24 protein-coding genes are annotated in these 24,579 nt (G+C 71.3%); 11 read left to right on the top strand and 13 right to left on the bottom strand.

Annotation, left to right across the window (positions count from 1 at the left end; genetic code table 11):
- Positions 1 to 53: 53 nt before the first annotated feature.
- A complete protein-coding gene (locus ACFWWR_RS12150; protein WP_384303092.1) occupies positions 54 to 554 on the bottom strand; it encodes an EamA/RhaT family transporter in 501 nt (166 codons plus the stop codon).
- Between the two features lie 92 nt (positions 555 to 646).
- Entirely contained in the window at positions 647 to 976 is a 330-nt protein-coding gene (locus tag ACFWWR_RS12145) for an SH3 domain-containing protein (protein ID WP_383864380.1), read from the bottom strand.
- Positions 977 to 1,158: 182 nt separating this feature from the next.
- Here ACFWWR_RS12145 and ACFWWR_RS12140 point away from each other — a divergent pair, with 182 nt between their 5' ends.
- The gene (locus ACFWWR_RS12140) at positions 1,159 to 3,249 is read left to right on the top strand and encodes a PQQ-binding-like beta-propeller repeat protein (protein WP_384303090.1); all 2,091 of its coding nucleotides are present in this window, start codon (positions 1,159 to 1,161) and stop codon (positions 3,247 to 3,249) included.
- A gap of 89 nt (positions 3,250 to 3,338) precedes the next feature.
- On the opposite strand, the gene ilvD is transcribed toward ACFWWR_RS12140, so the two are convergent.
- The 4 genes from ilvD to ACFWWR_RS12120 form a co-directional block, all read right to left on the bottom strand.
- Positions 3,339 to 5,192, bottom strand: a complete 1,854-nt coding sequence (ilvD, locus tag ACFWWR_RS12135) for a dihydroxy-acid dehydratase (RefSeq protein ID WP_384303088.1) — start codon at positions 5,190 to 5,192, stop codon at positions 3,339 to 3,341.
- A 136-nt stretch (positions 5,193 to 5,328) separates the two neighbouring features.
- Positions 5,329 to 5,934: a TetR family transcriptional regulator gene (locus ACFWWR_RS12130; protein ID WP_383864389.1), complete on the bottom strand. Its 606-nt coding sequence runs from the start codon at positions 5,932 to 5,934 to the stop codon at positions 5,329 to 5,331.
- Positions 5,931 to 6,755, bottom strand: coding sequence for a sugar phosphate isomerase/epimerase family protein (locus ACFWWR_RS12125; RefSeq protein WP_383864392.1), 825 nt, complete (start codon positions 6,753 to 6,755; stop codon positions 5,931 to 5,933). Before ACFWWR_RS12125 ends, ACFWWR_RS12130 begins: the two co-directional genes overlap by 4 nt.
- A 157-nt stretch (positions 6,756 to 6,912) precedes the next feature.
- Positions 6,913 to 7,845 (bottom strand): Ppx/GppA family phosphatase, encoded by a 933-nt coding sequence (locus tag ACFWWR_RS12120; RefSeq protein WP_383864395.1) that lies wholly within the window; start codon positions 7,843 to 7,845, stop codon positions 6,913 to 6,915.
- Positions 7,846 to 7,928: 83 nt separating this feature from the next.
- Here ACFWWR_RS12120 and ACFWWR_RS12115 point away from each other — a divergent pair, with 83 nt between their 5' ends.
- Positions 7,929 to 8,777, top strand: coding sequence for a hypothetical protein (locus ACFWWR_RS12115; protein ID WP_383864398.1), 849 nt, complete (start codon positions 7,929 to 7,931; stop codon positions 8,775 to 8,777).
- Positions 8,778 to 8,801: 24 nt separating this feature from the next.
- Here ACFWWR_RS12115 and ACFWWR_RS12110 read toward each other — a convergent pair whose 3' ends face one another.
- A complete protein-coding gene (locus ACFWWR_RS12110) occupies positions 8,802 to 10,529 on the bottom strand; it encodes a hypothetical protein (RefSeq protein ID WP_383864401.1) in 1,728 nt (575 codons plus the stop codon).
- Positions 10,530 to 10,756: 227 nt separating this feature from the next.
- On the opposite strand from ACFWWR_RS12110, the gene radA reads away from it, so the two are divergent.
- Positions 10,757 to 12,166, top strand: a complete 1,410-nt coding sequence (radA, locus tag ACFWWR_RS12105) for a DNA repair protein RadA (RefSeq protein ID WP_383864404.1) — start codon at positions 10,757 to 10,759, stop codon at positions 12,164 to 12,166.
- Positions 12,167 to 12,247: 81 nt separating this feature from the next.
- A complete protein-coding gene (gene disA, locus ACFWWR_RS12100; RefSeq protein ID WP_383864407.1) occupies positions 12,248 to 13,372 on the top strand; it encodes a DNA integrity scanning diadenylate cyclase DisA in 1,125 nt (374 codons plus the stop codon).
- A 34-nt stretch (positions 13,373 to 13,406) separates the two neighbouring features.
- Here the strand turns inward: disA and ACFWWR_RS12095 are convergent, their stop codons facing one another.
- A complete protein-coding gene (locus ACFWWR_RS12095) occupies positions 13,407 to 14,255 on the bottom strand; it encodes a hypothetical protein (RefSeq protein ID WP_383864410.1) in 849 nt (282 codons plus the stop codon).
- 175 nt (positions 14,256 to 14,430) lie between these two features.
- Between ACFWWR_RS12095 and ACFWWR_RS12090 the strand changes: the two genes are divergently transcribed.
- Complete coding sequence (locus ACFWWR_RS12090; RefSeq protein ID WP_383864413.1) at positions 14,431 to 14,727, top strand: hypothetical protein; 297 nt, start codon at positions 14,431 to 14,433, stop codon at positions 14,725 to 14,727.
- A gap of 3 nt (positions 14,728 to 14,730) precedes the next feature.
- Here ACFWWR_RS12090 and ACFWWR_RS12085 read toward each other — a convergent pair whose 3' ends face one another.
- A complete protein-coding gene (locus tag ACFWWR_RS12085) occupies positions 14,731 to 15,279 on the bottom strand; it encodes a phosphatase PAP2 family protein (RefSeq protein WP_383864416.1) in 549 nt (182 codons plus the stop codon).
- Between the two features lie 278 nt (positions 15,280 to 15,557).
- Here ACFWWR_RS12085 and ACFWWR_RS12080 point away from each other — a divergent pair, with 278 nt between their 5' ends.
- The 5 genes from ACFWWR_RS12080 (at position 15,558) to cseC (ending at position 20,279) form a co-directional block, all read left to right on the top strand.
- Complete coding sequence (locus ACFWWR_RS12080; protein WP_383864419.1) at positions 15,558 to 16,487, top strand: A/G-specific adenine glycosylase; 930 nt, start codon at positions 15,558 to 15,560, stop codon at positions 16,485 to 16,487.
- A gap of 225 nt (positions 16,488 to 16,712) precedes the next feature.
- Positions 16,713 to 17,252 (top strand): SigE family RNA polymerase sigma factor, encoded by a 540-nt coding sequence (locus ACFWWR_RS12075; protein ID WP_383864422.1) that lies wholly within the window; start codon positions 16,713 to 16,715, stop codon positions 17,250 to 17,252.
- A 104-nt stretch (positions 17,253 to 17,356) separates the two neighbouring features.
- Positions 17,357 to 17,953, top strand: a complete 597-nt coding sequence (locus ACFWWR_RS12070) for a hypothetical protein (RefSeq protein WP_383864424.1) — start codon at positions 17,357 to 17,359, stop codon at positions 17,951 to 17,953.
- Between the two features lie 102 nt (positions 17,954 to 18,055).
- Positions 18,056 to 18,763, top strand: coding sequence for a two-component system response regulator CseB (gene cseB / locus ACFWWR_RS12065; RefSeq protein WP_383864427.1), 708 nt, complete (start codon positions 18,056 to 18,058; stop codon positions 18,761 to 18,763).
- 145 nt (positions 18,764 to 18,908) lie between these two features.
- Positions 18,909 to 20,279 (top strand): two-component system sensor histidine kinase CseC, encoded by a 1,371-nt coding sequence (cseC, locus tag ACFWWR_RS12060; protein ID WP_383864430.1) that lies wholly within the window; start codon positions 18,909 to 18,911, stop codon positions 20,277 to 20,279.
- 1 nt (position 20,280) lies between these two features.
- On the opposite strand, the gene ACFWWR_RS12055 is transcribed toward cseC, so the two are convergent.
- From ACFWWR_RS12055 to ACFWWR_RS12045, 3 genes are all read right to left on the bottom strand, one after another.
- Complete coding sequence (locus ACFWWR_RS12055) at positions 20,281 to 20,727, bottom strand: VOC family protein (RefSeq protein WP_383864433.1); 447 nt, start codon at positions 20,725 to 20,727, stop codon at positions 20,281 to 20,283.
- A 57-nt stretch (positions 20,728 to 20,784) separates the two neighbouring features.
- A complete protein-coding gene (locus ACFWWR_RS12050) occupies positions 20,785 to 21,216 on the bottom strand; it encodes a helix-turn-helix transcriptional regulator (RefSeq protein ID WP_384303086.1) in 432 nt (143 codons plus the stop codon).
- Between the two features lie 105 nt (positions 21,217 to 21,321).
- The gene (locus tag ACFWWR_RS12045; protein ID WP_383864438.1) at positions 21,322 to 22,896 is read right to left on the bottom strand and encodes an MDR family MFS transporter; all 1,575 of its coding nucleotides are present in this window, start codon (positions 22,894 to 22,896) and stop codon (positions 21,322 to 21,324) included.
- Between the two features lie 136 nt (positions 22,897 to 23,032).
- Here ACFWWR_RS12045 and ACFWWR_RS12040 point away from each other — a divergent pair, with 136 nt between their 5' ends.
- Entirely contained in the window at positions 23,033 to 23,641 is a 609-nt protein-coding gene (locus ACFWWR_RS12040; protein ID WP_383864441.1) for a TetR/AcrR family transcriptional regulator, read from the top strand.
- A 14-nt stretch (positions 23,642 to 23,655) separates the two neighbouring features.
- Here the strand turns inward: ACFWWR_RS12040 and ACFWWR_RS12035 are convergent, their stop codons facing one another.
- The gene (locus ACFWWR_RS12035) at positions 23,656 to 24,258 is read right to left on the bottom strand and encodes a M23 family metallopeptidase (RefSeq protein WP_383864443.1); all 603 of its coding nucleotides are present in this window, start codon (positions 24,256 to 24,258) and stop codon (positions 23,656 to 23,658) included.
- Positions 24,259 to 24,579: the final 321 nt, after the last annotated feature.

Raw genomic sequence — 24,579 nt, 5'->3', positions numbered from 1 at the left:
CCCGAGCCGCGTTGTCGGCTCTCACGGAGTCGGCGTGATCGGAAAGGCCCGTCCTAGCCGCGGCGGCGCTTCTTCGACGGGTTGCCTGCGCGGCGGGTCGTGCGCTTCTCGTGCTGCTTGAGGGCCGCCTCGTACTCGTCGCGGTGGAGTTTCTCGCCGGGAGCCTCGGTGAGGGAGCGGAAGAAGTAGGCGAGGAGGGAACCGACGAAGCCGATGGCCAGGAGGCCGCGGAGGGAGGCCTGGCGGTCGGGGTCGGGACGCTCGCCGAAGCCGTCCCAGGTGTGGCGGAAGGCGAGGGCGCTGCAGATGGCGAACATCGCGACGACGAGGACGGTCACGAAGCTGCCGGTGTCGGCGAGCTGGAGGCCTTCGTAGGCGAAGCGGAGGACCAGGCAGGAGACGGCCGCGGCGGCCAGTGAGCCGATGGAGACGGCGATGCGGCGGAGGGCATAGCCGTTGGCGTGGTCGACCCAGGTGATGCCGAAGTGGCGGAGGGGTTCGGGGTGGGGAGTGCCCGGGGAGCCCGCGGACGGGGTGCCTTGTTCGTCGCTCACCCGTTGATTATGGCCTCGGGTCGGCCGCGGGCTCCGGTGGGTCGGGTTCGGCCGCGGCGGGAAGCGCCGCGGCCGCCGTCACCCCGGTGGGATCAGGAGCAACGCGGGCGGATGTAGCCGTCGCTGCCGGTGTTCACGTAGGAGTCCGACACGTACTGGCCGTTGTCGATGTTGTCCCAGATGTTCGTCGTGCCGTAGGGGCCGGAGACCGTCGTGCCAGGTGCCTGGCAGAAGATCGGGACCTTGGCTCCCTCGGCCAGGACACGGACGACGGTGTAGTTGGTGCCGGGACCGCTGCGGACGTTCAGGCGGACGCCCGGTGCGACCGAGTAGTAGCGCAGGGCCGTGGTCGTGGCCGCCGCCATGGTGGCGGCTCCCGCCGCGTCCCCGCTCTCTGCCACTTCGATGCCGTCGACAGACATGAAAGACCTCCCCCGTTCGACCCCATGACTGCCATGGGGTCCCGTTGATTCCCTGGAAACGCGCCACGAAACACGTGTTCGCGACTCGCACGGAGAAGCTAGCAAGCCGCCTCTGTCCCGTACGAGTCATCGACTAGGCTCCGTGCGTCGCGCGCGCGAACGAAGAGCACGGGGGTGGTCGCATGGCGCCACAGCGCAACACGAGGGCGGGCGCGGAAGCGGAACTTCCCGAGTACGCCGGTCACTACCGGCTGGATTCGTGTCTGGGCTCCGGGGGCATGGGCGTCGTGCACCTCGCGCGAAGCACCTCGGGGATGAAGCTCGCGGTGAAGGTCGTACACGCCGAGTTCGCCAGGGACCCGGAGTTCAGGGGGCGGTTCCGGCAGGAGGTGGCTGCCGCACGGAAGGTCAGCGGGGCTTTCACCGCGTCCGTCGTCGATGCCGACTCGGAGGCCGAGCGCCCCTGGATGGCCACCCTGTTCATCCCGGGACCGACCCTGTCCGAGCATGTGAAGCGGAACGGGGCCATGAGCCCTTCCCAGTTGCGCCGCCTGATGGCCGGGCTGGCCGAGGCGCTGCGCGACATCCACCGGGTCGGCGTGGTGCACCGGGATCTCAAGCCGAGCAACGTGCTGCTCGCCGAGGACGGTCCGAAGGTCATCGACTTCGGCATTTCCCGGCCAAAGGACAGCGAACTGCGGACCGAGACCGGGAAGTTGATCGGGACGCCGCCGTTCATGGCGCCCGAGCAGTTCCGCCGGCCGCGGGAGGTGGGGCCCGCCGCCGACATCTTCGCGCTGGGTTCCGTGATGGTGCACGCGGCCACGGGGCGGGGGCCGTTCGACTCCGACAGCCCGTATGTCGTCGCCTACCAGGTCGTTCATGACGAGCCGGACCTGACCGGCGTACCGGAGACTCTCGCGCCGCTCGTGCTGCGGTGCCTGGCCAAGGAGCCCGAGGACCGGCCGACGCCCGACGAGTTGATGCGGGAACTGCGGTCGGTGGCGGCGTCGTACGACACGCAGGCGTTCATACCGGCGCAGCGGACCGAGGGTTTGCCGGTGCCGGAGCCGCGCGTCGAGAAGCCCGCACCGCGGCCCGCGAGACGCCGGGGCAGGTGGGCGGCGCTGGGCGCCGGGGCGTTGGGCCTCGCCGCGATCGTCGCACTGGCCTCGGTCCACCTGCTCGACGGCGACGACACGGCGCCGCGGAGCAGCGGCACCCCGCGAACCACGTCGGCCGGGTTCGGCCCGTGGGAGACGGCAGCGGCGCCCGGGAAGGGCACGCCCCAATGCACTTACGGGGCAGGGAAGTTGCTCTGCGGGCAGACCGGTCTGGTCTTCGCCCTCGATCCGTCGGACGGCCGTCTGCTGTGGCGGCACTCCGTCGCCGGAGCGCGCGGCGGGCAGCCGGTCGTGGCGGGTGGGCTCGTCCAGCCCGCGCTGGACCGGAGCCGGCACCTGGAGGCGCTCGATCCCGCTTCGGGCAGGGCGCGTTGGCAGCAGACCATGCCTGCGTACAGCGGGCTGGAGCCCGCGGGCGACATGCTCCTGCTCACCGGCGCCGACGGCACGGTCACCGGCGTGGACGGCGCTTCGGGCGACCCGAAGTGGAACCACCGGATCCGCGGGCACAAGGCGCCGTACTTCGCCTCCTTCGCCGGCGATCCGCTGGCGTACGTCACGAGTGCGTCCGACGACGGGACGAGCACGCGCGTCACCGCGGTGGACCCGGACACGGGTGACGTGCGGTGGGACAAGCGGCTGAAGGGGGCGCTGGAGGCCGTCGGCACCTCGGGCGGATCGGTCTTCTTCGTCGCCGTCGACACGGTCTACGGGGACGCGAGAAGCGTGGTGCGCTACACCCCGGACGACGGGACCTCGCGACGGGTGACGCTTGCCGTGCCGATGGAACGGGCCCAGGGCACCGTACGCGGGAACCTGGTGTACCTCATGGGGGCGGGCGGGTCGCTGGTGGCCGTCGACATGGCCGCCCAGAAGCAGCGGTGGAGCCTGGAAACAGGCGTGAGCCGGGGCTCCGCGCCGGTCACCGACGGACGGCACGTGTACTTCACCGCGCCCGACGGGCGGCTGCTGGCGGTGGATGCCTCGGGCGGCAGGCTTCTCGGGCAGACGCCTCCGCGGCTCGACACCCGCTCGGACCAGATCGCCGGCGCGCTGCCCACCCCCGTGACCACCGATGGCCACGTCTACGCGAGTGCCCCCGACGGCACGGTCTTCGCCGTCCCCGCGGACGACCCGGCCGCCTGGTAGCACCGGACGATCCGTCCGGCAGCACCCCGGAACGGGCAGCCGAGAAAGAAGGGGCCGCCTCCGAGGAGACGGCCCCTGAGAACGAACCCTCAGCCCAGCATGCTCACGTCCCGCACCGCACCCTTGTCCGCGCTCGTGGCCATCGCCGCGTAGGCACGCAGCGCGGCCGACACCTTGCGCTCGCGGTTCTTCGGGGCGTAGACGCCGCCCAGGGCCTGCTCACGGCGGGCCAGCTCGGTCTCGTCGACCAGCAGCTCGATCGTGCGGTTCGGGATGTCGATGCGGATGCGGTCGCCGTTCTCGACGAGGGCGATCGTGCCGCCGGAGGCCGCCTCCGGGGAGGCGTGGCCGATGGACAGACCCGAGGTGCCGCCGGAGAAGCGGCCGTCGGTGATCAGGGCGCAGGCCTTTCCGAGGCCGCGGCCCTTCAGGTACGAGGTCGGGTAGAGCATCTCCTGCATGCCGGGGCCGCCCTTGGGGCCCTCGTAGCGGATGACGACGACGTCGCCCTCCTTGATCTCCTTCAGCAGGATCTTCTCGACGGCCTCCTCCTGCGACTCGCAGACGACCGCCGGGCCCTCGAACGTCCAGATCGACTCGTCGACGCCGGCCGTCTTCACGACGCAGCCGTCGACGGCGAGGTTGCCCCTGAGAACGGCGAGGCCGCCGTCCTTGGAGTACGCGTGCTCGGCCGAGCGGATGCAGCCGCCCTCGGCGTCCTCGTCCAGCGCCTCCCAGCGCTCGGACTGGGAGAAGGCCTCGGCGGAGCGCACGCAGCCGGGCGCCGCGTGCCACAGTTCCAGGGCCTCGGGGGACGGCGAGCCGCCGCGGACGTCCCACGTCTTCAGCCAGTCCGACAGGGACGGGCTGTGGACGGAGTGCACGTCCTCCCTCAGCAGGCCCGCGCGGTGCAGTTCGCCGAGGAGGGCGGGGATGCCGCCGGCGCGGTGCACGTCCTCCATGTAGTACGTGCGGTTCTTCGCGACGTTCGGGGCGACCTTGGCGAGGCAGGGCACCCGGCGGGAGACCTCGTTGATCTCCTCCAGGCCGAAGGGGACGCCCGCCTCCTGGGCCGCCGCCAGCAGGTGCAGGATCGTGTTGGTCGAGCCGCCCATGGCGATGTCCAGGGCCATCGCGTTCTCGAAGGCCGCGATGGTGGCGACGTTGCGGGGCAGGACCGTCTCGTCGTCCTGCTCGTAGTAGCGCCGGGTGATGTCCATGACCGTGCGCGCGGCGTCGATGTACAGCTGCTTGCGGGCGGTGTGGGTGGCCAGCACCGAGCCGTTGCCCGGCAGGGACAGCCCGATCGCCTCCGTCAGACAGTTCATCGAGTTGGCGGTGAACATGCCGGAACAGCTGCCGCAGGTCGGACAGGCGTTCTCCTCGATACGGAGCATGTCCGCGTCCGAGATCTTGTCGTTCACGGCCTCGGACATCGCGTCGACCAGGTCGAGCGTGCGGACCGTGCCGTCGACCAGGGTCGCGCGGCCGGACTCCATCGGGCCGCCGGAGACGAAGACCGTCGGGATGTTCAGCCGCAGGGCGGCGTTCAGCATGCCCGGGGTGATCTTGTCGCAGTTGGAGATGCAGACCATGGCGTCGGCGCAGTGCGCCTCGACCATGTACTCCACGCTGTCCGCGATCAGGTCGCGGGAGGGGAGCGAGTACAGCATCCCGCCATGCCCCATCGCGATGCCGTCGTCCACCGCGATCGTGTTGAACTCGCGCGGGATGCCTCCGGCCGCGACGATCGCCTCGCTGACGATCCGGCCGACCGGCTGCAGGTGGGTGTGGCCGGGGACGAACTCCGTGAAGCTGTTCGCGACCGCGATGATCGGCTTGCGGCCGATGTCCGCACCGGGTACACCGGAGGCGCGCATAAGGGCGCGTGCGCCCGCCATGTTGCGGCCGTGGGTGACTGTGCGGGACCTCAGCTCGGGCATCGTCGCTCGCTCCTTCAGGGACTGCAGAGACTGCGATCAGAGACTTCTGACTGATAACGAGCGTACGCCGGTCATCCAGGGGTCGGACAGGCTGTCCGAAATGCGGGATGCGCGTCTCATACTCCCTGGCAGATCCCTAGGGGCCGGTCAGATGCCCCTGCACCACCGGCGCCACCCGCGCGATGATCTCCTCCACGTCCGCCGACGCCAGCGGTTCCACCTTGATCACGTACCGCAGCATGGCGATGCCGACCAGCTGCGCGGCCGCCAGCTCGGCGCGCAGTTCCGCGTCGGGGGCGTCGACCTCGCCCGCGACACGGGACAGCAGCTGGGTGGAGACCAGTCGGCGGAAGACGGAGGCCGCGGTGTCGTTGTTCACCGCCGACCGGACGACCGCGAGGAGCGGGGTCCTGGTCACCGGGGTCTCCCAGAGACCGAAGAACATGCGGGTCAGACGCTCGCCGACGGCGTCGGCCGGACCGTCGAGGACCGAGTCGCGGACCGTCAGAACGGGGGCTAGGGCGACCTCGACGGCCGCCTCGAAGACCTGCTCCTTGGTGCCGAAGTAGTGGTGGACCAGGGCCGAGTCGACCCCGGCCGCCTTCGCGATGCCGCGCACGGACGTCTTCTCGTAGCCCCGCTCGGAGAACTCCTCGCGAGCCACGGTCAGGAGGCGGTCGCGGGTGTCGGCCGACTCCGCACGAGGGGGGCGGCCCCGCTTCCGGGCGGTGACGTCGTTCACCGGCGGGGCACCTTTGCCGCCGCGGCCAGGTGCAGGCGCGTGAAGGCCAGGGCCTCGGCGAGGTCGGCCTCACGTTCGGCGCTGGACATGGCCCGCCGGGTGTTGACCTCGATGACGACATGGCCGTCGAAGCCGGTCAGGGCGAGACGGTCCAGCACCTCCGCGCAGGGCTGGGTGCCGCGGCCCGGGACGAGGTGCTCGTCCTTGGCGGAGCCCCGGCCGTCCGCGAGGTGGACGTGGCCGAGCCGGTCGCCCATACGGTCGATCATCTGGAGGGCGTCGGAACGGGCCGTCGCCGCGTGACTGAGATCGATCGTGAAGTGACGGTAGTCCTCCTTCGTCACGTCCCAGTCGGGCGCGTAGGCGAGCATCTCGCGGTCGCGGTAGCGCCAGGGGTACATGTTCTCGACGGCGAACCGTACGTCCGTCTCGTTCGCCATGCGCCAGATCCCGGTGACGAAGTCCCGGGCGTACTGGCGCTGCCAGCGGAACGGCGGGTGCACGACGACGGTGCTCGCGCCGAGCTTCTCGGCGGCCGCCTGGGCGCGCTGGAGCTTGGTCCAGGGGTCGGTGGACCACACGCGCTGCGTGATGAGCAGGCAGGGGGCGTGCACCGCCAGGATCGGGATCCGGTGGTAGTCGCTGAGTCTGCGCAGCGCCTCGATGTCCTGGCTGACGGGGTCGGTCCACACCATGACCTCGACGCCGTCGTACCCGAGGCGCGCGGCGATCTCGAAGGCGGTCGCCGTCGACTCCGGGTAGACGGAGGCCGTGGACAGGGCGACCTTCGCATCCGGAATGCGTACGACTGGCTCTGCCATGGGGGACAGATTACGGGGTGCGGTCGGGTGGGTGCGGGGCGGCTCTGCGCCGTTGTGGCGTTCGCCATACGGCGGGTGGGGCTCGTCGTGGCCCGCGTGGCGTGTGGCGCCCCGCGGCGGAGCCGCAGACCGGCACGGCCCCGCGCCTCAAGGGGCGCTACACGGACCCCATGTGATCCAGCCGCCGCAGGATCACGCCCTCCCGGAGCGCCCAGGGGCAGATCTCCGCGCTTTCCACACCGAACAGGTCCATCGCCCCCTCGGCCACCAACGCGCCCGCGAGGAGCTGGTTCGCGCGGCCCTCGGACACTCCGGGGAGGTCGGCCCGCTCGGCGGTCGTCATGCCGGCGAGCCGGGGGACCCAGGCCTCCAGGGACTCGCGCTTCAGTTCGCGCTGCACGTAGAGGCCCTCCGTGGAGCGGGCGGCGCCGGCCAGGCGGGCCAGCTGCTTGAAGGTCTTGGACGTGGCGACGACGTGGTCGGGGGCGCCGAGGCGGGTGAACTCGCCGACGGTACGGGCGATCTGGGCGCGAACGTGGCGGCGCAGGGCCCGTATCGCCTCGGGGTCCGGGGGGTCGCCGGGGAGCCAGCCCGCGGTGAGGCGGCCCGCGCCGAGGGGCAGTGAGACGGCGGCGTCGGGTTCCTCGTCCATGCCGTACGCGATCTCCAGGGAGCCGCCGCCGATGTCGAGGACGAGGAGCTTGCCCACGGACCAGCCGAACCAGCGGCGCGCGGCGAGGAAGGTGAGCCGGGCCTCGTCGGCGCCGGTGAGGACCTGGAGCTGCACGCCGGTTTCGGCCTGCACGCGCGCGAGGACGTCGTCGGCGTTGCTGGCCTCGCGCACCGCGGACGTCGCGAACGGCAACAGGTCCTCGACTCCCTTGTCCTCGGCGGCCTGGAGCGCCTCGTGGACGACCCCTATGAGCTTGTCGACCCCGTCGGGGCCGATCGCCCCGTCCTCGTCGAGGAGTTGCGCAAGGCGCAGCTCCACCTTGTGCGAGTGCGCGGGCAGGGGGCACGCCCCCGGGTGCGCATCCACCACCGACAGATGCACCGTGTTCGATCCCACATCGAGGACACCGAGTCTCATGTAGGGAACGCTACTGCCACCTGCGCGGCAGGCCGTCCCCGGAGCTGTCCCTGAAGCGCTCCCGGGCGACTTACCCTGGACGGGTGCCAAAGACGAAAAAGGCGAAGAACGACAAGACGGCCAAAACAGCCACGGGTTCTTCGCAGGCGAAAGCACCGAAGAAGTCGAAGCGGGCCCCGGCAGGCGACGAGAAGGGGCTCGACTTCGCGCGCGCATGGGTGGAGTTCCCTGATCCGGCGGACGAGGAGCAGGTCTTCCGCTGCGATCTGACATGGCTGACCTCTCGTTGGAACTGCATCTTCGGCAGTGGCTGCCAGGGCATCCAGGCGGGTCGCGCGGACGACGGGTGCTGCACCCTGGGTGCCCACTTCTCCGACGAGGACGACGAGAAGCGGGTCGCCGAGCATGTGGCCAGGCTCACGCCGGAGCTCTGGCAGTACCACGACGAGGGCACGCGCAACGGCTGGATCTCCGAGGACGAGGACGGCGACCGCCAGACCCGCCCCCACCAGGGCTCGTGCATCTTCCAGAACCGGCCGGGGTTCGCCGGCGGCGCGGGCTGCTCGCTGCACATCCTCGCCCTGAAGGAGGGCCGCGAGCCGCTGGAGACCAAGCCGGACGTCTGCTGGCAGCTGCCGGTGCGGCGGACGTACGAGTGGATCGACCGGCCCGACGACACGCGCGTGCTCCAGGTGTCGATCGGTGAGTACGACCGCCGGGGCTGGGGTCCGGGCGGCCACGACCTGCACTGGTGGTGCACGTCGGCGACGTCGGCGCACGGCGCGGGCGACCCGGTGTACGTCTCCTACCGGCCGGAGCTGGTCGAGCTGATGGGCAAGGCGGGCTACGACCGCCTGGTCGAGCTGTGCGAGGAGCGGCTGGCCGCGCAGCTGCCGCTGCTGGCACCGCATCCGGCGGACCCTGTCGGCTGACAGGGCGTGAGACCGCACGGCCTACTACGTGGGCGGGCTCGGGTCGCCGCCGTCGGCGGGCGGTGGCGTCGGTTCCCCGGGGCCGGCCGAGGTGGAGTCGGTGGGCGTGGGCTGCGGGTCGGGCGACGAGGGCGGGTCGCTCGGGGCGGGGTCCGAGGGGTCCGGGTTCGTCGGGGTCGGGTCGGGCTCGGACGAGGGCGGGTCGCTGGGACGACCGGGACCCGGGTCGTGACCGTGTCCCGGGTCGGGATCGGGGTCGGAGGGGCCGGGTGCGGTGCCGTAGCCCTCGATGGCGACGACGGCGCCGGCCGGTGAGATCGCCACGCGCGCGCTCCAGTACCCGGACGGCTCGCGCAGGTGGTCGACGTACACCCTGATCGTCAATGATTCGCCCGCTGCGAGCGTTCCCGTCGACTCGCTGAGGTAGAGCCAGGAGGCTCCCGTGGTCGCGGACCAGCGCACCGGCCCGGAGCCGGTCGCGCTGAGGGTGACCAGCGTGGTGTCGCCACGGTTGGCGGCGGCCACCTCCAGGTGCCCGGCGCCCTTCTTGCCCACGCCCACGACGCTGATGACCTCCACGGACACGTCGGGCTTGTCGCCCTTGGTGAAGCGGCCGCCGGGGCGGGTGCTGGCGTTGCCGGCGTTCTCGTAGCCGCCGGTCGCCGACTCTCCGTCGAGGCTGTCCGCGCCGTGTGCCTCGCTGGCGCTGGCCGTGGTGCTGCCCGGGCCCTCGGCGGTCGGGGCGCCCCGGTAGGCGGCCCAGAGGGCGAGCACCGGGGCGGCCACGACGGTGGCGACGACGGTCGTCGTGACGGCACGCGCGCGGAGCCGGTCTCTTCGGGCCGCCCGGTCCTTGGGATCCATCGGGAAGCCACGCCGGTCGAAGCGGGGAGCGGCGGCGCCCCGCGCGCGCGGGAGGTGCGCCAGGACCACGTGCAGCGCCGCGCGGGGCGCCTCCAGGACGGGCAGCTCGGCGGGGGTGACGGCGGCACCGGGCCAACGGCCGGGCACCGCGCGCTCGGCGGTACGACGACAGCGCGGGCAGTCGTCGACGTGCCGGACGAGCTCGCGGCGCACGGCGGCGCTGAGCACCAGCTGGTTGTCGCCGGTGAGCCGGGCCACGCCCGGGCAGCCTCCGGTCTCGACGACGGCGAGGGCCGCGCGCGTGCGCTCGACCTCGCAGGCGGCGGAGGCGAGCAGTTCGCGGGCGGCGGCCAGGTCCATGCCGAGGACGGCGGCGACCTCCTGGGCGGCGAGATGGTGGCGCACCGCGAGTTCGAGCGCCTCGCGCTGCTCCGGGGTGGTGCCGGCCGCCTCCGGCCAGGCCAGCAGTGCCAGTTCGCGCCGGCGCTGCTCCTGCGTCTCGTCGGAGACCGGCGGGGTGTCGGACGGGCGGCGCTCGGCGCCGACGCGTCCCGCCGCGTGCGTGCTCTGACGTTTCTGCTTGGCCTCGGCCAGCTTGCGCAGACAGGCCCAGCGGGCCAGCGCGTACAGCCAGGCCCGGCGGTCGCCGGCCGCGTCCGGGCCGCGGCGCTTGTCGGCGAGCGCGAGGACTTCGCCCAGGGCGGCGGTCGCGGTGTCGTGGTCGCACAGCACGGACAGGCAGTAGGTGAACAGGCCGTCGAGGTAGGGCTCGTAGCGCGCGGGCCGCCGCTGCGCCGGCGTGCGCGCCTCTCCGCGGTCGCGCGCCTCCCGGTGCGACCGGTATGCGCCGGTGGTGCGGGTCGAGGTCTCCGGACTGCTGCTCATCACCCGTGGACCGTAGGGGGCCGGAGTTGGCCCCTTCGGTACCCTTGCGCACTTTTAATCCGTACGGGTGAAACGATCCCTCAATAGGGGACAGGAACGCCTCGTTCCGTGGCTCGTTCTCGACGGGAGTGGCTGGTTTCGGAGGGGTCACACGGTGAGGGAGCGGGGCGCCCGGGGTGCCTCCGGCGGCCGCCGCCCGCGTTGTCAGTGGCGGCGGTTACGGTTCGTGCATGGCTGCCCGTACGAAGTCCGCCAAGGAGCGCCCGTCCTACCGCTGCACCGAGTGCGGCTGGCAGACGGCCAAGTGGCTCGGCCGCTGCCCCGAGTGCCAGGCCTGGGGGACGATCGAGGAGTACGGCGCGCCCGCGGTCCGTACGACGGCCCCGGGCCGCGTCACCACCTCCGCCGTGCCCATCGGCCAGGTCGACGGCCGGCAGGCCACCGCCCGCTCCACCGGCGTGCCCGAGCTGGACCGGGTGCTCGGCGGCGGCCTGGTGCCCGGTGCGGTGGTCCTGGTCGCGGGCGAGCCCGGCGTCGGCAAGTCCACGCTGCTCCTCGACGTGGCGGCCAAGTCGGCGAGCGACGAACACCGCACCCTCTATGTGACCGGCGAGGAGTCGGCGAGCCAGGTCAGGCTGCGCGCCGACCGCATCAAGGCCATCGACGACCATCTGTATCTCGCCGCCGAGACCGATCTGTCCGCGGTGCTCGGCCACTTGGACGCGGTGAAGCCGTCCCTGCTGATCCTCGACTCGGTGCAGACCGTCGCCTCGCCGGAGATCGACGGCGCCCCCGGCGGCATGTCCCAGGTGCGCGAGGTGGCCGGCGCCCTGATCCGCGCCTCCAAGGAGCGCGGCATGTCCACGCTCCTCGTGGGACATGTCACCAAGGACGGCGCCATCGCGGGCCCGCGCCTGCTGGAGCACCTCGTGGACGTCGTGCTGAGCTTCGAGGGTGACCGGCACGCGCGCCTGCGTCTCGTGCGAGGCGTCAAGAACCGCTACGGCACCACGGACGAGGTCGGCTGCTTCGAGCTGCACGACGAGGGCATCACCGGCCTCGCCGACCCGAGCGGCCTGTTCCTGACCCGCCGGGCCGAGCCGGTACCCGGCACCTGCCTGACCGTCACCTTGGAGGGCCGCCGTCCGCTGGTCGCCGAGGTCCAGGCGCTCACCGTCGACTCCCAGATCCCCTCCCCCAGGCGGACCACCTCCGGCCTGGAGACCTCCCGCGTCTCGATGATGCTGGCCGTCCTGGAACAGCGCGGCCGGATCAGCGCCCTGGGCAAGAGGGACATCTACTCCGCGACGGTCGGCGGTGTGAAGTTGTCGGAGCCCGCCGCGGACCTCGCCATCGCCCTCGCCCTGGCTTCCGCGGCCAGCGACACCCCCCTGCCCAAGAACCTCGTCGCGATCGGCGAAGTGGGCCTTGCGGGCGAGGTCAGAAGGGTGACGGGGGTGCAGCGCCGGCTCTCCGAAGCACACCGTCTGGGCTTCACACACGCGCTCGTTCCGGGCGATCCGGGCAAGATCCCGCCCGGCATGAAGGTGCTGGAGGTAGCGGACATAGGGGACGCCCTGAGGGTCCTTCCGCGCTCGCGTCGGCGAGAGGCCCCACGGGACGAGGAGGACCGCCGGTAGACTTTGCCCAGGTCTCGCCCGTCCGTACGAACCAAGTGTGCGAAACGGGAGCGCCCCAGAACCTGCGACCGGAGGAGTGCAGTGGCAGCCAACGACCGGGCAGCAGCTCCCGGAAAGTCCGGCGGGAGTTCCGGTGCCGATGGCCTCATGCGCGCCTCACTGAGCGCTGTGGCTCCCGGCACGCCCCTGCGTGACGGCCTTGAGCGGGTCCTGCGCGGCAACACCGGCGGCCTCATGGTGCTCGGCTCCGACAAGACCGTCGAATCGATGTGTACGGGCGGTTTCGTCCTGGATGTCGAGTTCACGGCGACGCGCCTGCGTGAGCTGTGCAAGCTCGACGGCGGCATCGTGCTGTCCTCCGACCTGTCGAAGATCCTCCGGGCGGGCGTCCAACTGCTCCCCGACCCGACGATCCCGACGGAGGAGACGGGCACCCGGCACCGCACCGCTGACCGCGTGAGCAAGCAGGTCGGCTTCCCGGTCGTCTCGGTCTCCCAGTCGATGCGGCTCATCGCCCTGTACGTGGACGGCCAGCGCCGCGTCCTGGAGGACTCGGCGGCGATCCTGTCCCGCGCCAACCAGGCTCTGGCGACCCTGGAGCGCTACAAGCTCCGCCTCGACGAGGTCGCGGGCACGCTGTCCGCGCTGGAGATCGAGGACCTGGTGACCGTCCGGGACGTCTCGGCCGTGGCCCAGCGTCTGGAGATGGTCCGCCGCATCGCCACCGAGATCGCCGAGTACGTGGTCGAGCTCGGCACCGACGGACGGCTCCTCGCCCTGCAACTGGACGAGTTGATCGCCGGCGTCGAGCCCGAGCGCGAACTGGTCGTCCGCGACTACGTCCCGGAGCCCACCGCGAAGCGCTCCCGCACGGTCGAGGAGGCGCTGTACGAACTCGACGCCCTCAGCCATGCCGAGCTCCTCGAACTGACCACGGTGGCGCGAGCCTTGGGTTACACCGGGTCTCCGGAGGCACTGGACTCGGCGGTGTCGCCGCGGGGCTTCCGACTGCTGGCGAAGGTACCCAGGCTGCCGGGGGCGATCATCGACCGGCTGGTGGAGCACTTCGGCAGCCTGCAGAAGCTGCTCGCCGCCAGCGTGGACGATCTGCAGACGGTGGACGGGGTCGGCGAGGCGCGGGCGCGGAGCGTGCGCGAGGGTCTTTCGCGGCTGGCGGAGTCGTCGATCCTGGAGCGGTACGTCTGATTGCGGCCCGCCCCGGCGGCGCCGCCGAGCGGGTCTAGTCGTCCTCCAGCACGAAGGACGCCTGCGCCGTACCGAACCCCGGAGCCTTCGCCTCCACCAGATACGTCCCCGCCCCGGCCGACCCCGCGGGGGGCGTCGCACACTGCGGAGCACTCGGCTTGCGGTCCCACTTCACGGTGTACGTGATGCTGGCGTCGGCGGGCGCCCGGAAGACCAGGCTGCCCGAGACCTTGGGGCAGTCGGCGGAGGACCAGTACGCGTCCTCGCCGGCCGCCTGAGTGATCGTCAACACCGCGTTCTTCGGGCCGAGATCGACCTTGCAGTCGCCGGCGGAGGAGTTCGTCGCGGTGAGCAGCAGCGTCGGCGTCTGACCGGGCTCGTACGCGTTGTGCAGGCTGCGCACGGTCAACTTCACGGCGCTCGCGGTGCAGTTGGGCAGTGTGGAGCCCGCCGGGAGCGCGTCGCCGCTGCCTACCCCGGCGCCCGTACCGCCATCGGCCGTCCCGCCGGCGGAGCCCGCCGACCCACCCGCGCCACCGGAACCGGAACCGGCGCCCTCGGCCGACCCGGAACCGCTCCCCGAGCCGTCACCGGACCCGTCGCCCGACCCGGACCCGCTGGTGTCACCGCCACTCGACTCGTCCCGCCCGCCCGGCGCCTGGCTGATCGCGGGCCCGGAGCCGGACGGCCCCGGCGTGATCGTCGAGGGAGAGGGATTCTTGCCGTTGGAGCCGTCGGCACCGTTGTTGCCGCCTCCGCCGCCCGAGGACACGACCCAGGCGATCAGCAGCGCCAACAAGGCCATCACGGACAGCAGTACGGCCCTCCGTCGCCAGTAGATGGTGGAGGGAAGCGGCCCGACCGGATTGCGCAGAGATCCCACGGCGCAAACTGTACGAGAGATCGGCGCCTTCGCTGGCCCCACCCGCCGCCAGGGTCGACAACTTTTCCGGATCATCATCCCGGAACCGGCCGCTCCGCCCCCGTCGTTCGTCAGGTGCGGTACCCGACGATCGCAAGCTGTGACGGTATCGGCGCGCCGCCTACCGTCCGTGACCATGGATTTCGAGGACACCGAGCTCTACCGCGACATCACCGATGCCGCCCATGGCACCCCTACGTGGGTACAACACACCGTCCAGACATGGACGGAGGCGGGGATCCTGTTCTTCGTCGCCCTGTTCGCGGCGGCGTGGTGGCGCGCCCGGCGCGGCACCCCGCACGCGTTCGCGATCGCGGCCCTTGCACCTCTGGCCACGACTGTGGCGTATCTGTGCAGTGAGGTGCTGAAATCCGGCTTCGCCGAGGAACGTCCGTGCCGGGCGGCCACCGACGCGGGCCCGGTGGAGTCGTGAGGGTCAGCGGCGCGGGCCGTACGACTCGGCGTGGGTGAGGGGTGAGCCCGGCCCGGTGGACCACCGTGCGGCGGCCGGTGCCGTGGGCGCGCGCATCGCGGCGGCCGACCGCGCCGCCGGGCCCCTGCACAGCCCTACGACCGCGAACGCGACGGCCGCTCCGAGGGCGAGCCCCGCGGCCACGTCGTGCGGGTAGTGCACGCCGACGAAGACGCGGGAGGAGGCCATCAGGAGGGCGAGCGGGGCCGTCAGCCACAGGGCCGTGCGCCGGACCAGGGCCAGGGTGACGGCCGCGGCGCCCGCGATCGTGGCGTGGTTGCTGGGGAAGGACCAGTCGCCGGGCGGCGGGCAGGCGGCGAGGGAGGGGGCCGCCTCGTACGCGACGATCGCCGCCCGCACCCGGTTGCGCACCCCGAGCCGGTCGAGAACCGCGCTCACGTCCGCCTTCACCGTGCCCTCGACGAGGTGCAGCCGGGCGGCGATCTCCGGGTTGGACAGGCCCGCGCCGACGAGGCCGAGGACCTCGCGCTCACGGGGGCTGAGCTCCTGCACGCGCGCGCGTGCAGCCGCCGCGCGTCCCAGGCGGCCACCGTTGCCCCCGAGGCCGTCGAGGACGTACCGCGCGACGTCCGGGCGGTGGGCGCGGGCCGGTTCGAACGCCTCGCGCCCGTCGCCCGCCTCGGCGACAGGCCCTCCGGCGAGGACGTTCCACCCGCCCGGCGCTACAAGCGGCCGGGCGGGCCGCGCTGCTGTCGATCGTCAGGTCCTGTCGCTCCCAGGGGTGGCGGTACGCCCGAGGGACCGTCCCCCCATGGCAGGATCGGGAGGCCATGACTGTGCCCACGAAGTCCCCGCACCCGATGAACAGCCCTGTCGGCGACACCCTCGGCGAGCCGTTCCACTCCCCCGTCATCGACTGGTTCGACGAGCACGCCCGCGACCTGCCCTGGCGGCGGTCCGAGGCCGGTCCGTGGGGGGTGATGGTCAGTGAGTTCATGTTGCAGCAGACGCCGGTGAACCGCGTCCTTCCCGTCTACGCGCAGTGGCTGGCCCGCTGGCCGCGCCCCGCCGACCTGGCCGCGGAGGCGCCCGGCGAGGCGGTACGCGCCTGGGGCCGGCTCGGCTATCCGCGCCGGGCCCTGCGCCTGCACGGAGCGGCGGTCGCCATAAAGGAACGGCACGGCGGTGACGTACCGACGGACCACGCCCAGCTGCTCGCGCTGCCCGGTATCGGCGAGTACACGGCCGCGGCCGTGGCCTCGTTCGCGTACGGGCAGCGGCACGCCGTCCTGGACACCAACGTCCGCCGGGTCTTCGCGCGGGCCGTCACCGGTGTGCAGTACCCGCCGAACGCCACCACCGCCGCGGAACGCAAGCTGGCCCGCGCGCTGCTGCCCACGGACGAGCGGATCGCCGCCCGCTGGGCCGCCGCGTCCATGGAGCTCGGCGCGCTGGTGTGCACGGCACGCAACGAGAACTGCCACCGCTGCCCGATCGCCGCGCAGTGCGCCTGGCGGCTCGCGGGCAAGCCGGAGCACGCCGGTCCGCCGCGTCGCGGACAGACGTACGCCGGTACCGACCGTCAGGTCCGCGGCAAACTGCTGGCCGTTCTGCGGGAGGCGCCCGTTCCCGTCCCGCAGGCGGACCTGGACCGGGTGTGGCACGAGCCGGTGCAGCGCGCCCGGGCGCTGGACGGTCTGGTCGCGGACGGTCTGGTGGAGCCACTGCCGGGTGGTTTGTATCGGCTGCCGTCGACCTGACGGCGAGGACAAATCGCCTCGCTCTACCGCTTTCCGCACAACAACCAGCCCTGGCCTCACGGCTGTTACACAACCGACGGACAGCCGAGCGCTGGCCGAAGGCTGCTTCGGACAGCCCCGTGACAACCCGTCCGTAACTTCATTTCCGTGCCCGACAGGCACGACAGGAAATGAATCCGACGGCGACCAGGCCGGCCGGGAACGGGGAAGCGGGAGGCGGTCACCATGGCGCAGGGCGAGGTGCTCGAGTTCGAGGAGTACGTACGCACCCGGCAGGAGGCGCTGCTGCGCAGCGCCCGCCGGCTGGTCCCGGACCCGGTCGACGCGCAGGACCTGCTCCAGACGGCGCTCGTGCGGACGTACGGCCGCTGGGACGGCATAGCGGACAAGCGGCTCGCCGACGCCTACCTGCGCCGGGTGATGATCAACACGCGCACCGAGTGGTGGCGGGCCCGCAAGCTCGACGAGGTGCCGACCGAGCAGCTCCCGGACGCCTCGGTCGACGACGCCACCGAACAGCACGCGGACCGGGCGCTGCTGATGGACGTCATGAAGGTGCTCGCCCCGAAGCAGCGCAGTGTCGTCGTGCTGCGACACTGGGAGCAGATGTCCACGGAGGAGACGGCCGCCGCCCTCGGCATGTCGGCCGGAACGGTCAAGAGCACGCTGCACCGGGCGCTCGCCCGGCTTCGCGAGGAGCTGGAGAGCCGCGATCTGGACGCACGCGCGCTGGAGCGTGAGGAGCGGGAGCGTTGCGCGGCCTAGGCACGACGGCCGGTGGCATCGGGCGGGAGACGGATGAGGGTTCCGGCGGCAGTGGGACCCCCCGGCCCGAGCTGGTGCCACCCGGCCGGGGGACCCTTCAGGCGGTGATCACGGCTGTGGCCGTGCTCGCCGCCCTCACCCTTTTCGTGTCCGCCTGCGGCACCGGCGGCACCGGCGCCCGTGACGAGGGGCCGGCCCGCAGCGACTCGGTGGCCGGCGCGGCCTCGCCCTCGCCCGCCGTCTCCACGACGGCCGCGCGCGTGGACGCGGTGCGGCTCGTCAAGGACGATCCGACGGTCTCCGCGGAGGTCAAACGCGAGCTGAAGCCGTGCGCGGGCGACGAGTACCCGGTCGACGTGTCGTACGGCGACCTGACCGGCGCCTCGTCGGACGACGTCGTGGTGAATGTGCTGACCTGCGGTGACGCGGTCGGCATCGGCTCGTACGTCTATCGCGAAGAGGGCAGTTCGTACCAGAATGTCTTCAAGGCCGAGGAGCCCCCGCTCTACGCGGAGATCGACCGCGGCGCCCTGGTCGTGACCAGGCAGGTGTACGAGAAGGGCGACCCGCTGTCGAGTCCGTCCGCCGAGGAGGTCACCACGTACCTCTGGACCGCGGACCGTTTCGTGCGGAAGTACAGCACGCGCACGGAGTACAGCAAGGCCGTGGGCGGCGAACCCACCCCGCTTCCGGACAACTGACCCGCGTCACAACCGACCCACGTCGTCGTGAACCGATCGGGGCCCCTGAACCGATCACCTGGTGACGGCACGACACAAGGACCGAGAGCAGAGAGCAACGGGATGGCAGACCAGACCCACGTTCTGTTCGTCGAGGACGACGACGTCATCCGCGAGGCCACCCAGCTCGCCCTGGAGCGGGACGGCTTCGCGGTCACGGCCATGCCCGACGGGCTGTCGGGCCTGGAGGCGTTCCGCACGGACCGCCCCGACATCGCCCTGCTGGACGTCATGGTCCCGGGGCTCGACGGGGTCAGCCTGTGCCGACGGATCCGTGACGAGTCGACCGTCCCGGTGATCATGCTGTCCGCGCGCGCCGACTCGATCGACGTCGTACTGGGCCTGGAGGCGGGTGCCGACGACTACGTCACCAAGCCCTTCGACGGCGCGGTCCTGGTCGCCCGGATCCGTGCGGTGCTGCGCCGTTTCGGGCACGCCGGCGGCGGCGACCGTACGAACGGCTCCGCGGACCCGGCTGCCGGCGGCGGCCTGCTGACCTTCGGCGAACTGGAGATCGACACCGAGGGCATGGAGGTGCGCCGCGCCGGAGAGCCGGTGGCGCTCACCCCCACCGAGATGCGGCTGCTCCTCGAGTTCTCCTCCGCGCCGGGCACGGTGCTCTCGCGCGACAAACTTCTGGAGCGCGTGTGGGACTACGGCTGGGGCGGTGACACCCGGGTCGTCGACGTCCATGTGCAGCGACTGCGCACGAAGATCGGCCAGGACCGGATCGAGACGGTCCGCGGCTTCGGCTACAAGTTGAAGGCCTGAGCAGGGGTAGGGGTAGCGGGTTATGCGGGGGAACCTTCGGCGCCCGGTCCCGGAGCGCGCGGGCGTACGCACGGGGGCGGGCGCTCGTGCCGGGCTTCCGGTCACGCGCACGGGCCTGCCGGGCATGCGTGCAGGCTTGCCGGGCATGCGCACGGTCCTGCCGGGCGTGCGTACGGGACTGCCGGGCATGCGTACGGGACTCAGATGGAAGCTGAGCGCGGCCATCGCGCTGGTCGGCGCGCTGGTGGCGATCACGCTCAGCCTCGTCGTGCACAACGCGGCCCGGGTCTCCATGCTGGACAACGCCCGTGATCTCGCCGACGAGCGCGTCCAGATCGCACAGCGCAACTACGAGGTGGCCCAGCGGCCGAACTTTCCCAACATCAAGATCGACGACCCTGAGCTGCCGTCGGCACTGCGGCAGAAGGTCGAGCAGGGACGCCGGGCCACCTACGTCTCCGACCGGCCGGACGGGGTGCCGGACATATGGGCCGCCGTGCCGGTCAAGGGCGGCCACGTGCTGTCGCTGCACACCGGCTTCACCGACCGCAGTACGGACATCCTCAACGACCTCGACCAGGCCCTGGTGATCGGCTCCATCGCGGTCGTCCTCGGCGGCAGCGCGCTCGGCGTGCTCATCGGCGGGCAGCTGTCGCGCCGGCTGCGCAAGGCGGCCGCCGCGGCGAACCAGGTCGCGGGCGGCGAGTCGAACGTGCGGGTGCGGGACGCCATCGGCGGGGTCGTACGGGACGAGACCGACGATCTGGCGAGCGCGGTGGACGCGATGGCGGACGCGTTGCAGCAGCGGCTGGAGGCGGAGCGCCGGGTCACCGCGGACATCGCGCACGAACTGCGCACACCGGTGACCGGGCTGCTGACGGCCGCCGAACTGCTGCCGCCGGGCCGCCCCACGGAACTGGTCCTCGACCGGGCCAAGGCCATGCGCACGCTCGTCGAGGACGTGCTGGAGGTGGCCCGCCTCGACGGGGCCTCCGAACGGGCCGAGCTGCAGGACATCATGCTGGGCGAGTTCGTCAGCCGGCGGGTGGCGGCGAAGGACCCCGCGATCGAGGTCCGGGTGGTGCACGAGTCCGAGGTCACGACCGACCCGCGACGCCTGGAGCGCGTGCTGTTCAACCTGCTCGCCAACGCCGCCCGGCACGGGAAACCGCCGATCGAGGTCACCGTCGAGGGCCGGGTCATCCGGGTCCGCGACCACGGCCCCGGCTTCCCCGAGGACCTCCTGGCCGACGGCCCGAGCCGCTTCCGCACCGGCAGCGCCGACCGGGCCGGCCACGGCCACGGCCTGGGCCTGACCATCGCGGCCGGGCAGGCACGGGTGCTCGGCGCCCGCCTGACCTTCCGCAACGTACGGCCGGCGGGCGCGCCGGAGGAGGTACCGGCGGAGGGGGCGGTGGCGGTGCTGTGGCTGCCGGAGCACGCGCCGACGGCCACGGGGAGCTATCCGATGATGCCGGTATCGGGGAAGGCGCCGGGGAAAGCACCGGGAAAGTGAGCTAACACGACCAGTCCTTGTCGGTGTCGAGGCCGCCTTCACGAGGCTGGGTGAAGGAGAACCAGTTTCCGGAGTCGTCCCGGAAGAGGGCCTCGGTGCCGTACGGGCGCTCCTGCGGCTCCTGCAGGAACTCCACGCCGCTGTCCTTGAGCTTCTGGTAGTCGCCGTGGATGTCGTCGGTGGTCAGCACGCCCGCGCCGAGCGCCCCCTTGGCCACCAGCTTCTTGATCATCTCGGCGGACTCGGGGTCCATCGCGCCCCCGCCCGGGACCATCAGGGTCAGTTCGACGTCCGGCTGGTTCGGGGAGCCGACGGTGAGCCAGCGCATGCCGCCCTCACCCATCGTCATGTCCGTACGGACCTCCAGGCCCAGCTTCTCCGTGTAGAACTCCTTGGCCCGGTCCTGGTCGAGGACCCAGACGGTCGAGATGGCGAGACCCTTGATCATGATGTGCTCCTCCTGCCGTGGCGGTGCCCTGCCCCGTCACCGTAGGCACCGGCGCTCTCAGTCCGCTTCTCCAGAATTGCGCTCTGTCCTGCCGGGGGCCGATCTGAAGCCTCCGGCCCAGAGCATGGCGTAGCAGCCCGGTATGAGAGCCGCGCCGCGGCCCACGTGCTTCTTGCGGTACTCGGTGGGGGTCAGCCCGGTCCAGGCCTTGAAGCGGGCCGAGAAGGTGCCGAGACTGCTGAAGCCGACGAGGTGGCAGACCTCCGTCACCGTGAGGTCGGCGGTGCGCAGCAGGTCCTCGGCGCGGTCGATGCGGCGGTGCGTCAGATACTGGCCGGGCGTCTCGCCGTACGCCTCCTTGAAGGCCCGGAGGAAGTGATACCGCGAGTACCCCGCGTGGGCGGCCACCGCGTCCAGGTCGAGCTCCGGGTCGGCCCAGTCACGGTCCATGGCGTCCTTGGCCAGCCGCACCCGCCGAGTCCTGTCCATACGGCTGATGGTGGCACGGGGCACTGACAACGGGGCCGGCACGCGCGCACGAAGAAAGGGCCCCCGGGGCGGACACCGCCGGGAGGCCCTCGCTTCAGGTACGGGTCAGACGATCTCGACGACCGGCGGCTGCGCCGCGGTCTCCTCGGCCGAACCCTTCTGCGGCCCCGCGCCCTTCAGCGGAACCTCCTTCACGAACCACGACCCCACCATCGCGACCAACGCCACCACGGCCCCCAGCAGGAACGCCGAGTGCGTGCCGGCCGACACCGCGTGCTTGTACGCGTCGCTCACCGCCTCCGGCAGCTTCGCCAGGCTCGCCGCGTCCAACTGCGCGGACTGCTCGGTCACCTTGGAGCCCAGCGCACCGGCCCGCTCGGACATGACGTCCTGGACACGGTTGTTGAACAGCGCGCCCATGATCGCGACGCCGAACGAGGAGCCGAGCGTACGGAAGAGGGTCGTCGACGAGGACGCGACGCCCATGTCCTTCATCTCCACGCTGTTCTGCGCGACCAGCATGGTGATCTGCATCAGGCAGCCCATGCCGAGACCGACGACGGCCATGTACACACCGGACGTGAGCCGCGAGGTGTCCGTGTCCATCAGCGAGAGCAGGTACAGCCCGACGACCATGAGCACGCTGCCGACGATCGGGAAGACCTTGTACTTGCCGGTGTTCGTGGTGACCCGCCCCGCGACCATCGAGGTGACGAGCATCGCGCCGAGCATCGGCAGCAGCAGCAGCCCGGAGTTGGTCGCGGAGGCACCCTGCACCGACTGCTGGTACAGCGGCAGGAAGAGGGTCGCGCCGAACATCACGAAGCCGGTGATGAAGCCGATGACCGACATCAGGGTGAAGTTGAGGCTGCGGAAGATGTGCAGCGGTACGACCGGCTCGGCGGCCTTGGTCTGCCAGAACACGAACCCGATGAGGGCGGCGACGCCTATCCCGATGAGCTCCATGATCCGCGCGGACGTCCAGGCGTACTCCGAACCGCCCCAGGTGGTGACGAGCACGATGGCGGTGATGCCCACGGTCAGCAGCCCGGCGCCCAGGTAGTCGATCCGCGCCTGCGCCCGCTTCTTCGGCAGTTGCAGGACGACGCTGATCGCGGCGAGCGCCACCACGCCGAGCGGCAGGTTGATGTAGAAGGACCAGCGCCAGCCCCAGTTGTCGGTGATGGTGCCGCCGACCAGCGGGCCGCCGATCATCGCGAGCGCCATGACGCCGGCCATCATGCCCTGGTACTTGCCGCGCTCCCGCGGCGGAATCAGGTCACCGATGATCGCCATGACACCGACCATCAGACCGCCCGCGCCGAGACCCTGCACGGCACGGAAGCCGATCAGCTGCCCCATGTCCTGGGCCATGCCGCTGAGCGCGGACCCGATGAGGAAGAGCACGATCGAGCTCATGAAGACGCCCTTGCGCCCGTACATGTCGCCGATCTTGCCCCACAGCGGGGTGGAGGCGGCGGTCGCGAGCGTGTACGCGGTGACGACCCACGAGAGGTGTTCGAGTCCGCCGAGCTCGCCGACGATCGTCGGCATCGCGGTGCCCACGATCATGTTGTCGAGCATCGCGAGCATCATCGTGATCATGAGTGCGAGCAGCACGACCCGCACGCTCTTCGGTTGTTTCTCGGGCTCGGTCTCGACCGTCTTCGTGTCCGCCATCGGTTTCCCACTCCCCTGGGTACTGCCTCGGCCGGCTACTTACTTGCCGACCGGCTAGTTGACTACACTCGGGAAAGTAGACCCGTAACTAGCCGGGCGTCAAGTAAGTTTTTGACAAAGCGCGAGGAGTGCGACGATGGGCGGCACCATGGACGGCACCAGGCAGCGGCGCCGCGGGGACACCCGCCAGCGCATCCAGGACATCGCCCTCGAACTCTTCGCCGAACAGGGCTACGAGAAGACCTCGCTGCGCGAGATCGCCGAGCAACTGGACGTCACCAAGGCAGCGCTCTACTACCACTTCAAGACCAAGGAAGAGATCCTCGTCAGCATCTTCGAGGATCTGGCCAAGCCCATCGAGGACCTCATCGAGTGGGGCAAGGGCCAGCCGCACACCCTGGAGACGAAGCAGGAGATCGTACGGCGCTACAGCGACGCCCTGGCCGGCGCCGCGCCCCTGTTCCGCTTCATGCAGGAGAACCAGGCGACCGTACGCGAACTGCGCATCGGCGAGACCTTCAAGACCCGCATGCTCAGCATGCGCGACATCCTCATCGACCCGTCGGCGGACCTGGTCGACCAGGTCCGCTGCGTCAGTGCGATCTTCACGATGCACGCCGGGATGTTCGTCCTCCAGGACCTCGAAGGCGACCCGGAGGCCAAGCGCAAGGCGGTCCTGGAGGTGGCGACGGGCCTGGTGACCCAGGCCCATCAGGGCAGCGGCAAGTCCTCCGGGAGGAGTTGAGGGCGGATGCCCTCTCAGACCTTCACGCCCTTGGCGTGCAGGAAGGCGACCGGGTCGATGGCCGACCCGTAGTTCGCGGTCGTACGGATCTCGAAGTGCAGGTGCGGACCGCTGGAGTTGCCGGTGCTGCCGGACAGGGCGATGCGCTGACCGGTCTTGACGACCTGGCCGACCTTCACGTCGATCCGCGACAGGTGGGCGTACTGCGAGTACGTCCCGTTGCCGTGCTTGATGACGACGGCGTTGCCGTACGCGGGGCCGTCGCCCGCGCCGTTGCCGCCCGCCTTGACGACGGTGCCGCCGTGCGCGGCGAGGACCTTGGTGCCGGTCGCCACGGCGAAGTCCTGCCCGCTGTGGGTGGACTGCCACATGCCGCCGGACTGGGCGAAGCTCGCGGACAGCTTGTACTTCTTCACCGGGTCGACCCAGGAAGGGGCCTTCGCTGCGGCGGACTTGGTGGTGGCCTTGGCGGCGGCGACCGTGGCCGTGCCGGTGTCGGCGGCGGCCGCGACTCCGGCCCCCAGTACGACCGACACTCCAAGGCCGGTGGCCAGCACGGCCGCACGGGTGCGGAGCACGGACGTACGGGCAGAACGGGACGAGACACGCTGGGACATCGAAAACCTCATGGGGACGGGGACAGAGAGACCACCCGGCGGCAGGCAACTGCCGGGTGGGTCATCCCTTGGTAACCCGGGGCCCCACGGACCCACAAAACGGTGATCTACGACGAAAGGTAGTACCCGACCCTAAAAGTGTCTGCTTCTTGACAGAATGCCCATGCAGGATGAATCAGTCATGAATCCACCCATGGCAGCAAATTCCCGTGGGCTTTCCAGTCAAAAGTCCCTTTTGCCTACCTGACGACTTCCACTATTCCCCGTAGTAACGGACAAATCGCCTGTGCGGCATGTCACCGGGCCCGCGAGAACCCGATC

The organism is Streptomyces sp. NPDC058678 (genome assembly GCF_042714835.1).
Classification (GTDB): domain Bacteria; phylum Actinomycetota; class Actinomycetes; order Streptomycetales; family Streptomycetaceae; genus Streptomyces.
This window is presented reverse-complemented; position numbering and strand designations above follow the sequence as displayed.

What these genes read in the sequence shown, in the direction of transcription:
- ACFWWR_RS12145 (WP_383864380.1), bottom strand. Translation starts at nt 976, where the DNA reads ATGTCTGTCGACGGCATCGAAGTGGCAGAGAGCGGGGACGCGGCGGGA.
- ACFWWR_RS12140 (WP_384303090.1), top strand. Translation starts at nt 1,159, where the DNA reads ATGGCGCCACAGCGCAACACGAGGGCGGGCGCGGAAGCGGAACTTCCC.
- ilvD (WP_384303088.1), bottom strand. Translation starts at nt 5,192, where the DNA reads ATGCCCGAGCTGAGGTCCCGCACAGTCACCCACGGCCGCAACATGGCG.
- ACFWWR_RS12125 (WP_383864392.1), bottom strand. Translation starts at nt 6,755, where the DNA reads ATGGCAGAGCCAGTCGTACGCATTCCGGATGCGAAGGTCGCCCTGTCC.
- ACFWWR_RS12120 (WP_383864395.1), bottom strand. Translation starts at nt 7,845, where the DNA reads ATGAGACTCGGTGTCCTCGATGTGGGATCGAACACGGTGCATCTGTCG.
- radA (WP_383864404.1), top strand. Translation starts at nt 10,757, where the DNA reads ATGGCTGCCCGTACGAAGTCCGCCAAGGAGCGCCCGTCCTACCGCTGC.
- ACFWWR_RS12090 (WP_383864413.1), top strand. Translation starts at nt 14,431, where the DNA reads ATGGATTTCGAGGACACCGAGCTCTACCGCGACATCACCGATGCCGCC.
- ACFWWR_RS12080 (WP_383864419.1), top strand. Translation starts at nt 15,558, where the DNA reads ATGACTGTGCCCACGAAGTCCCCGCACCCGATGAACAGCCCTGTCGGC.
- ACFWWR_RS12075 (WP_383864422.1), top strand. Translation starts at nt 16,713, where the DNA reads ATGGCGCAGGGCGAGGTGCTCGAGTTCGAGGAGTACGTACGCACCCGG.
- cseB (WP_383864427.1), top strand. Translation starts at nt 18,056, where the DNA reads ATGGCAGACCAGACCCACGTTCTGTTCGTCGAGGACGACGACGTCATC.
- cseC (WP_383864430.1), top strand. Translation starts at nt 18,909, where the DNA reads ATGCGCACGGTCCTGCCGGGCGTGCGTACGGGACTGCCGGGCATGCGT.
- ACFWWR_RS12055 (WP_383864433.1), bottom strand. Translation starts at nt 20,727, where the DNA reads ATGATCAAGGGTCTCGCCATCTCGACCGTCTGGGTCCTCGACCAGGAC.
- ACFWWR_RS12050 (WP_384303086.1), bottom strand. Translation starts at nt 21,216, where the DNA reads ATGGACAGGACTCGGCGGGTGCGGCTGGCCAAGGACGCCATGGACCGT.
- ACFWWR_RS12045 (WP_383864438.1), bottom strand. Translation starts at nt 22,896, where the DNA reads ATGGCGGACACGAAGACGGTCGAGACCGAGCCCGAGAAACAACCGAAG.
- ACFWWR_RS12040 (WP_383864441.1), top strand. Translation starts at nt 23,033, where the DNA reads ATGGGCGGCACCATGGACGGCACCAGGCAGCGGCGCCGCGGGGACACC.
- ACFWWR_RS12035 (WP_383864443.1), bottom strand. Translation starts at nt 24,258, where the DNA reads ATGTCCCAGCGTGTCTCGTCCCGTTCTGCCCGTACGTCCGTGCTCCGC.